This is a genomic window from Neobacillus cucumis (assembly GCF_002860255.1).
Lineage (GTDB): Bacteria > Bacillota > Bacilli > Bacillales > Cytobacillaceae > Neobacillus > Neobacillus cucumis_A.
The window spans coordinates 1-1,606 of record NZ_PGVE01000061.1; the positions used below are offsets into that span (position 1 = coordinate 1).

The window sequence follows — 1,606 nt, forward strand, 5'->3', positions numbered from 1 at the left end:
CATCGTAAGGAAGCCTATGAAGCGAATGAATACGCGATTGAACGCATCAAAGAAGTCGTACCGATCTGGAAGAAGGAAATCTGGGAAGACGGTGAAGAATGGATCGGTGCACAGAAGAAATATCCAGAGAAAGGGAGCGAATCACAATGATTACAGTTCATTACTTTGCAAGGCTACGGGAGTTGACGGGTAAAGGTGAAGAGTCTTTGGATCGTGCGCCTTTGACGGTGGAAGAATTGCTGAACTGGGCGGAAGAAACGTATCCGGGTTTCGGTAAAGAGACGATCCATGTGGCGGTGAATGAAGAGTATGCCTTAAAGGATGATGTCATTCAGGCGGGAGATGTCTGCGCGTTTATTCCACCAGTGAGTGGCGGATGAAGACAGTCGGTGTGTTGCTAGCGGGCGGACAATCGCGGCGTTTTGGCTCGCCAAAAGCGTTTGCACTGCATAAAGGTCACTCCTTCTATCATTATTCGTTAGAGGCATTGCGACCGATTTGCGAGGAGATCGTTGTCGTGGCGCGTCCAGAATATAGGGAACAGTTTCCGGATTGCGTGCATGTGACGACGGACCTGGAGGCAGTTTCTGGAATGGGTCCTCTTGCCGGGATTTTATCCGCTATGGAATTAGTGCAAGCTGACCGCTATGTCGTGTTGCCGTGTGATATGCCGTTTATGGAAGCGGGGATCATGAAAAGATTGCTAGCGTTGCATCATGGAGATATTTCGTCTGTAACGGTAGAAGGCAAGCGACACCCACTCGTTTCGGTCTGGAATGCTAACGTCAAACCGACAATAAAACAAGCGTTACACGATGGCAATCGTCGAGTGATGCATGTGCAAGCACAACATGAAGGTCGGTGGATTGAAGGCGCTTTATTAACCGATACACCCGAAATTGCTTTTAAAAATGTCAACACGCCATGTGAACTGGAAAGGGGATGAAGAAGATGAATGCCATTGTAGATCAACTCGGTCGTCCGATTCGGGATTTGCGAATTTCTGTCACGGATCGCTGCAATTTCCGCTGTACGTACTGCATGCCGAAAGAAGTTTTTGGTGATGACTTCGTATTTCTAGCAAAAAATGAATTACTGTCGTTTGAAGAATTGGAGCGCTTGGCACGGATTTTTGCTCAGTTAGGTGTGAAGAAACTACGCTTGACGGGCGGTGAACCGCTGATGCGCCGAAACTTACCCGAGTTGATACAGAAGCTTCACGACATCGAAGGGATCGAAGACATCGGACTTACAACGAATGCAGTGTTGCTCGGTCAATACGCACAACCGCTGTACGACGCTGGATTGCGCCGTCTGAACATCAGTTTAGATGCACTGGATCCAGAACTATTCGGACAGATCAACGGCCGTGGCATTTCACCTGAACTCGTTCTCGAAAATATCCAAAAAGCACAAGACATCGGTTTCACCATCAAAGTGAATATGGTCGTACAAAAAGGAGTCAATGAGAGCGAAATCCTCCCGATGGCTACGTATTTCAAAGAACGTGGCATCACATTGCGCTATATCGAGTTCATGGATGTCGGCAATGACAATGGCTGGAGCTTCGAAAAAGTCGTAACAAAAAAAGAGATCTACGACATGC

3 protein-coding genes and 1 pseudogene are annotated in these 1,606 nt (G+C 47.7%); all 4 read left to right on the forward strand.

The window, feature by feature from the left end; all coding sequences use genetic code 11:
• Positions 1 to 150, forward strand: a pseudogene (locus tag CVD27_RS15465) (molybdenum cofactor biosynthesis protein MoaE); the annotation flags it as partial.
• Entirely contained in the window at positions 147 to 380 is a 234-nt protein-coding gene (moaD, locus tag CVD27_RS15470; protein ID WP_029053550.1) for a molybdopterin converting factor subunit 1, read from the forward strand. The pseudogene CVD27_RS15465 and the gene moaD, both read left to right, overlap by 4 nt.
• Positions 377 to 946 (forward strand): molybdenum cofactor guanylyltransferase, encoded by a 570-nt coding sequence (gene mobA, locus CVD27_RS15475; protein ID WP_101648801.1) that lies wholly within the window; start codon positions 377 to 379, stop codon positions 944 to 946. The genes moaD and mobA overlap by 4 nt, the downstream gene beginning before the upstream one ends.
• Positions 943 to 1,606: GTP 3',8-cyclase MoaA (gene moaA, locus CVD27_RS15480; protein WP_180960310.1), on the forward strand; the 664-nt coding region annotated here is incomplete at its 3' end. The genes mobA and moaA, both read left to right, overlap by 4 nt.

Bases quoted from the DNA above. Each gene is read 5' to 3' on its own strand.
- moaD (WP_029053550.1), top strand. From the start codon at position 147: ATGATTACAGTTCATTACTTTGCAAGGCTACGGGAGTTGACGGGTAAA.
- mobA (WP_101648801.1), top strand. From the start codon at position 377: ATGAAGACAGTCGGTGTGTTGCTAGCGGGCGGACAATCGCGGCGTTTT.